This window comes from Vibrio nigripulchritudo ATCC 27043 (assembly GCF_000222685.1).
Taxonomy (GTDB): domain Bacteria; phylum Pseudomonadota; class Gammaproteobacteria; order Enterobacterales; family Vibrionaceae; genus Vibrio; species Vibrio nigripulchritudo.
In genome coordinates this window covers 1-6769 of the sequence record NZ_AFWJ01000108.1, presented here as the reverse complement: position 1 = coordinate 6769, position 6769 = coordinate 1, and the positions used below count along the sequence as shown (strand labels likewise).

General features: G+C 47.2%; 9 protein-coding genes. All 9 read left to right on the top strand.

Annotated features, from left to right (window positions below; all coding sequences use genetic code 11):
* A partial coding sequence (locus RH89_RS10435; RefSeq protein WP_004401709.1) for a beta-ketoacyl-[acyl-carrier-protein] synthase family protein occupies window positions 1-899 on the top strand: 899 nt, incomplete at its 5' end.
* A complete protein-coding gene (locus tag RH89_RS10430; protein ID WP_004401708.1) occupies window positions 896-1786 on the top strand; it encodes a hypothetical protein in 891 nt (296 codons plus the stop codon). The genes RH89_RS10435 and RH89_RS10430, both read left to right, overlap by 4 nt.
* On the top strand, window positions 1783-2757 hold the full coding sequence (locus RH89_RS10425; protein ID WP_004401707.1) for a hotdog family protein: 975 nt from the start codon (window positions 1783-1785) through the stop codon (window positions 2755-2757). The genes RH89_RS10430 and RH89_RS10425 overlap by 4 nt, the downstream gene beginning before the upstream one ends.
* Complete coding sequence (locus tag RH89_RS10420) at window positions 2754-3560, top strand: alpha/beta fold hydrolase (protein WP_004401706.1); 807 nt, start codon at window positions 2754-2756, stop codon at window positions 3558-3560. The genes RH89_RS10425 and RH89_RS10420 overlap by 4 nt, the downstream gene beginning before the upstream one ends.
* Window positions 3553-4011, top strand: a complete 459-nt coding sequence (locus RH89_RS10415) for a hypothetical protein (protein ID WP_004401705.1) — start codon at window positions 3553-3555, stop codon at window positions 4009-4011. Before RH89_RS10420 ends, RH89_RS10415 begins: the two co-directional genes overlap by 8 nt.
* Before the next feature lie 9 nt (window positions 4012-4020).
* On the top strand, window positions 4021-4758 hold the full coding sequence (locus RH89_RS10410) for an SDR family NAD(P)-dependent oxidoreductase (RefSeq protein ID WP_004401704.1): 738 nt from the start codon (window positions 4021-4023) through the stop codon (window positions 4756-4758).
* A 36-nt stretch (window positions 4759-4794) separates the two neighbouring features.
* Entirely contained in the window at window positions 4795-5463 is a 669-nt protein-coding gene (locus tag RH89_RS10405) for a 4'-phosphopantetheinyl transferase family protein (RefSeq protein ID WP_004401701.1), read from the top strand.
* A gap of 31 nt (window positions 5464-5494) precedes the next feature.
* Window positions 5495-5950 (top strand): GNAT family N-acetyltransferase, encoded by a 456-nt coding sequence (locus RH89_RS10400; RefSeq protein ID WP_004401697.1) that lies wholly within the window; start codon window positions 5495-5497, stop codon window positions 5948-5950.
* A gap of 30 nt (window positions 5951-5980) precedes the next feature.
* Entirely contained in the window at window positions 5981-6712 is a 732-nt protein-coding gene (locus tag RH89_RS10395) for an SDR family oxidoreductase (protein ID WP_004401695.1), read from the top strand.
* Window positions 6713-6769: the final 57 nt, after the last annotated feature.

Here is a 6769-nt window from a genome sequence, read left to right as displayed (position 1 = left end):
ACGATTCGGCTAAATGGCTGGCTCAGCTGCGTAAAAGTCCAACCATGGCAAATCGCCCGTTTCTCGATGACGTGGACAGTATCAATCACTTTGTGGCTCGCTTTTATGGTCTGACAGGTTCAAGCCTAAGCATCGGAACGGCTTGCGCATCCGGAAATAATGCCATTGGCGAAGCCTTCGAGAAAATCCGTCGAGGTCGCTTAAATTCCGCCATCGTTGGCGGCGCATACGACTTCGACATTAACGGCATGATTGGATTTACTCGTATCGGTGCTCTTACCACAAATCCAGATCCCGAAACTGCTTGTCGACCGTTTGATGCACAGCGAAGCGGGTTCGTGATGGGGAGTGGCTGCGGCATTCTAGTTCTGGAAAGTCTGGAGTCTGCAACCAAACGAGGAGCAACCATACTGGCGGAAGTAACGGGTTACGGTTCATTCACCGACGGATACCGCGCCACAGACCCTGATCCAGAAGGCAGAGCGGCATTCCGAACACTTGCAGGCGCGTTGGAAACATCAGGTCTTAAACCAGAGCAAATCAGCTATATCAATGCCCACGGTACATCCACCAAGATGAACGACAAAACCGAAACTAACGCAATCAGAAAGGTTTTCGGTGAATACGCAAATCAGGTTCCGGTGTCTTCAACCAAATCAATGATTGGTCATGGCATTATGGCGGCGGGTTCACTTGAAGCAGTGGCATGCATCAACGCGATTCGTGATAACAAAATTCATGGTACACGAAACTACCGGACAGCCGATCCAGAGCTGGATCTGGACTACGTAGGTGATGGCGCGCGCGAACTGCCAATTGAGCATGTCATGTCAAATAACTTTGGATTTGGTGGGCAGAATGCCACGGTCATCTTCTCTCGCTTCGGGGGTGAAAAATGAGCGTAGGCCTTTTAGACAACAGCATTGTTTCCAAAGAGTTTAGTGAAACAGAGGCAAGCTTCGTTCTCAACATAAACCTGATAGAACACCGCTATCTGTACTCTCACACTATCGATGGCAACGTGGTGATTCCAACAGTCTTTCTTTTGGAGTACGCCGTCGTTCTGCTGCAACAAAGCCCTTTGGTTGATCAGCTTGAGCTTGAGCTTGAGCTTGATAGCTTCGCCGTTAAAAACATCGATTCGAAGCGCTTTATTCAGATCCAACCTGATATGGACAACCGCTTGTATTTGACGTTTTCAAGAACAGAAGACGCTTTCAATATCGTCATAGGGTGCGACAAGCTGTCTAAAAGTGGAAAGGTCATCCGCACAAATGTCTCAGCCTTCTCTGCAACGCTGGATTTTGAACGTACTGAAGGCACAGAAATCGTGCCTGTTGATGAACTGGAACCATTACCCCTTCCTACCGTCAATAGGTTTCGCAATAAAAGCTTAGCGGTCATGGGACAGCTGTTTGTCACCCCTAACGATGACTATCGCTGGTCGGAAGAGAAAAAGTGTCTGATCAGTTTCTCAGACATGCTTGATACCACCCGATATTACCTTGGTAGCTCGCCAGACGTGAAGCTAACCACACACGTTAACGCGACGATTTCCGGTATCCAGTATCTGGTGTTTTACGCTTTCCTCAGAGATCGCCCAGCCTGGCCATCCGATGTAGAGGAAATCTGCTTTCATGGTCCGCTTACTGGTCGCATTGTGGTCACGCAAATCATGCAAGGGAAAGACGAAAGTCACGTCAATCTCACCCTTAGAAATCAGGAAGACAACAGCCTGATTGCCGAATTCAAAAACTATCAACTACAGGAGCAAAGAGGTCGATGAGTCATTCGTCTCCTTTCTTTATTCATTGGGCAGATTCTATCGAGAAAAGCGACAACACATCGCTGCTCAGCCTGACTATAGATCCAAACAAAATGGTAGCACTGAAACATCACGTATTTGGTGGTGTCTGCCTGTTCCCATTCGCCTATACAACAGAGCTAATGCTGCAAGCTGCGGTACATTGCTCTGGGCTGGATAACCCCTATCCCCTGTTCTTCAAAGAAGTGGAACAACTGCGCGGTATCGCTGTTCCATTCGGAAAAACCCAGAGTGTAAAAGTTGAATGTACCCGAACCGAAAGCGGTGAGTTTGAAGTTCGGCTGATGATGGATTTGACTAACAAAAACGGTAAAGTCATCCGAAAAGACTGCACGGTCGCAACCGCGGTTATTGAGCTTAACAAGGTCTTGCCGGAATCGGATTTTACTGCACAGCCTAAAACGCTTAACCCTGTTGAATTGCCACAATCTCTGTATTACCAAAAGATTCACCCTACCCATGGTCCGCTGTTTCAAACCATCACAGGTCACATCTATCTGGATACAGAATTAGAAGGGATCGCCGGCAAATTCAACCTGAAACGATTAGATAACTGGCAGTCTATCGAGCAGGGGCTGGGCTTCTGGTTATCTCCACTGGCGTTTGATTCCGTCTTACAACTTTCCGTTTTGAATTGCATTCAGATTGAAAGCACAACCAAACCCGACTTTCACGCCAAGCTACCCGTTAAGCTGGAAAACGCCTACTTCCCCGCTCCGTTTAACCCAGAAACAGAATACACAGCACGCGGCTATGTGAATGACATAGACGACAAAGATCAGCGTTCTCGATTCGTTGTTTCAGACGGCAGTGGTGAGCCTTCGGCTCTGATTTCACATGTCACACTGCGAAGAGCACCGCACAAGCACTTTGAAGCATGTGACTTACTAAGAGATTTTGCAAAATATCGTAAGGAAGAGGTGGTTTTGTGAAGTACACCACGCCCCAGTTTGAGCTGAATTACACTGAGAAAGGCAATCAGAATGCAGACCGCACTCTGGTCTTCCTGAATGGCGTTTTTCATGGAGAGCCGTCTTGGATTAAGCAGAGCCGTTATCCGTTTTTCAAAAAGCAGCACCGTCAGCTGTTCATTGATTATCCGGGTTGTGGAGAGTCAAAGACCTTCCAGCCTTTTACTTACGACGATCTTTGCCATGCCATCGCCGATCTTATCTCTGAGCTGAAGCTGCCAAACGTAACGATAGTCGGGTATTCCTTTGGCGGTATTTTAGCCTTGGAGTTGGCAAAGCGATTCCCTGCTCGTATTCAGCAACTCGTTTTGGTCAATTCCGGGCTGGATATCTCTGCCAGAGGCAAAAAGATGATGGCAAGTGTCCAGCATATGATGGAAACCGATGTTGCGCTGTCGACGATATTCTTGTCTATCTACCCTTGGTTTTTCAGCGATCAATATGTTCGGCAACTCAGTGAATTTCAACCTGTTGTGGTACAACGATACGTCGAATACAACCACTCGAAGGAAGCGGTATTAGGGTTTCTGGACACAATAAGTCGCAGGACCTTATCTGACGCCGATAGTCTCAAAGCGCCAGCACTGCTGGTCGGAACGGAAGGCGACATCATCTGCCCGCCCGATCAGCAAAAAGCATTAGTGGATTCGCATCCCGGTTTTCAGTGGGAGTGTCTGCCAATCCACACGCACGCTGCAAACATCGAATCTCACTCCGCAGTGAATCAAATCATTCAAGGCTTTCTGGAGTCCCACTATGACTAATTCATTTGATCTTTATCTCAAACATCCAGACGGGCAGCTTCAAAGCTTTGCTGCTTCAGAAGAAAGCACTCTGGACGAAGAGGCAATCAATACCATTGCACAATCAAAAGATCCCATTGTTCTGGCATTTACCGGAAACACGACACCAGCCACCTTGGACAGTCTGTTTGCGTTGATGCAGCAACTCTATCGCCCATTAATGCGAAAACGTGGTTGCCAGTTTTGGGTCTACTGGAACAAAGGAACGGATCCCGTTATTCAAACTGGTGCTCAAACACTGTGTCAGATAGCTGCAATGGAGCTGGCAGGAAAAAAAGCACGCATCAACTTTCTTTACGGAGATACGCCTTTCACCGCTGAAAGTTATCCATCGCTGTCTCGGATGCAAGGGATTGAATACCTTACCGCTCAATCTGTCGAGTGGTCACCGCAACCTTTGCAAATGGCATAAGGAGTTGAAATGAAAACCGTTTTAATCACAGGAGCTGGAAAAGGAATCGGTGCAGCCATCGCCGAGCATTTTGCTCAAAAGGACTTTGCGGTGTACCTGAACGTACGAACGCTAACACCAGAAGTGGAAGCCAAAGTGGCAAAGTTACAAGCCAATAGCGCCGTCATCATCCCGCTGGTTTTTGATATCAATAATCCAGAGCAAACGGAAAAAGCGCTGGCGAGCATCAACCACCTAGATGTGCTTGTTAATAACGCGGGTATTTTGCGAGACAACCTTATTCCTCAGATATCTCAGGAAGACTGGCAAGCGGTTATCTCGACAAACTTTCACGCAGCTCAGGCAATGTTTGACCAATGCGTACCACTGATGGAAAAGTCCGCGTCACCTTGTATTATCAACTTGGGCAGCATTTCAGGGGTTCGACCGCGAGCAGGGCAAGGCGCATATGCTGTCGCTAAAGCGATGATCATCGATTGGACTAAACAACTTGGATTACAGCCACCTGCGACATTGCCAAATTTAGTCAGCTACGCGATCTCTCCAGGGCCGGTTGCCACAGAGATGATAAAGCAAGCTCCTTGGTATAAACAAAAAGGTGCGTTTGACCGGATCCCGCTTAAGAGATTCGCCGAACCGGAAGAAGTCGCTCAGCTTGCGTTTACACTTGCAACACAGCGCCCTTTCAAAAGTGGTGACAATTTGGTTTTGGATGGCGGATTCATACAAACCACCAAAACGGCATAGTTGTTCAAATTCATGCCGAATTCCAAGACTATCGGAATGGAACAACCGCAACCAGATGAAGCTCATGTCTGGTTGTGGCTTCCTTCTCAGAGCTGGGTGTCTCAGCACTTAGATGACTTATCCGATTCAGAACGAACCCAATATGAGCTCAAACCAGATAAAAGCCGCTGGCAATTTGCATCCAGTAAGCTTTTCCAACGACATGTTCTGTCCTTATACACTGGGCTGTCACCCAAAGCGCACCAAATAAGTAAAAGCACTTATGGAAAACCTTTTCTGGAAGGCTATGACCTTAAATTTAACGCTTCTCACAGCCAGAAAATCATGGTTGTTGGGATTACCTGTCACTCTGAGATTGGTATAGATATCGCAGTCCATAACCATGCATCTCGCTGGAAAAAACGTGCAAATCATATCCTTCATAAAACAGAAGTGGCGAAGGATTCCACTGAGTTCTATAACTTATGGGCTTTAAAGGAATCGTTACTCAAGGCAACGGGAGACGGGTTGGTTCATGGTTGCCATCATTTAGCCCTTCAACCATGTACGGAGGAGAATTCGGTTCTGAAATCATTCCGAAGCTCGCTTGAAGGCTGGCACAGTTATCTTCTTGAGCCACCAACGCGACACGCGAGTCTGGCTTTGTCATCCAGTAAATCATTGACGCGAGTGCGTATTATGTGCTTTGTTACCAACTCAAATTAGATTTAATTTCGCTGTATAAGGATAGTAAAAAGTGGAAATCAAAATCGACCTTCTGGATGGACAAGAGATCATCGCCTTGCTCAATGAACATTTGGAAGACATGTACGCCACTTCCCCGCCAGAAAGCGTTCACGCACTGGATCTGGACGCATTAAAAAAACCAGACATCACATTTTGGTCAGCATGGGATGAAGGAGAACTACTCGGCTGTGCTGCACTAAAGCAGTTGGATGAAACTCATGCTGAAATCAAATCCATGAGAACGGCGCGCACTGCCAGAAATCGAGGCGTCGCCTCCCAACTCTTAAAGCATGTATTGAACGTGGCAAATGAGAGAAACTATTCAAGACTCAGCCTGGAAACAGGGTCAATGGAATTTTTCAAACCTGCACGTACTTTGTATGAAAAGCATGGATTTGAGTACTGCCCTCCCTTCGCAGATTACCAGCCAGATCCTAACAGTGAGTTTATGACCATACAGCTATAGTTCTGAACGCGTTCAACGTTAGGAGTAAATATGAACAACGTCGTGATTGTGACCGGAGGAAGCAGAGGAATTGGGAAAGCAACATCCCTACTGCTCGCCTCCAGAGGGTATAAAGTGTGTGTGAACTTCAGAACCCGTTCAGAAGAAGCAGAAGAGACCGTCCGGTTAATTGAAGAGAAAGGTGGTACAGCCATTGCCTGTCAGGCAGATGTTTCCGTCGAAAGTGATGTGATTCGCTTGTTTGATACCACAGAGCAAGCACTCGGTAAGCTTACGCATTTGGTGAATAATGCGGGTGCGTTGTTTACTCAGTCCCGACTCGTCGATATGGAACTCGAACGATTTAACAAGGTGATGGCTGCCAACGCCACCAGTTGCTTTTTATGTTGTCGGGAAGCCGTTAAGCGCATGACCGATGGCGGGGCAATTGTTAACGTATCTTCTGCTGCTTCAAGGCTAGGCGCACCTTTTGAGTATGTCGATTACGCCGCATCAAAAGGCGCAGTAGATTCAATAACGAAAGGCTTATCTCTGGAAGTAGCAGCTCAGAACATTCGGGTTAATGCGGTGAGACCGGGGTTGATTTACACCGATATTCATACTGACGGTGGCGAACCGGGACGAGTTGACCGGGTAGCACCTTCATTACCTATGCAAAGAGGCGGAACACCGGAAGAAGTAGCAAATGCGATTGCTTGGTTACTCTCAGACGAAGCTTCTTATGTGACTGGCTCTTTCACCGAAATTGCGGGTGGACGCTAGGGTCTAACATCTACCTAAATTATCCAATAAAAAAGCGAGCCATTGGCTAATGCCGAT

Bases quoted from the DNA above. Each gene is read 5' to 3' on its own strand.
- RH89_RS10430 (WP_004401708.1), top strand. From the start codon at position 896: ATGAGCGTAGGCCTTTTAGACAACAGCATTGTTTCCAAAGAGTTTAGT.
- RH89_RS10425 (WP_004401707.1), top strand. From the start codon at position 1,783: ATGAGTCATTCGTCTCCTTTCTTTATTCATTGGGCAGATTCTATCGAG.
- RH89_RS10415 (WP_004401705.1), top strand. From the start codon at position 3,553: ATGACTAATTCATTTGATCTTTATCTCAAACATCCAGACGGGCAGCTT.
- RH89_RS10410 (WP_004401704.1), top strand. From the start codon at position 4,021: ATGAAAACCGTTTTAATCACAGGAGCTGGAAAAGGAATCGGTGCAGCC.
- RH89_RS10405 (WP_004401701.1), top strand. From the start codon at position 4,795: ATGGAACAACCGCAACCAGATGAAGCTCATGTCTGGTTGTGGCTTCCT.
- RH89_RS10395 (WP_004401695.1), top strand. From the start codon at position 5,981: ATGAACAACGTCGTGATTGTGACCGGAGGAAGCAGAGGAATTGGGAAA.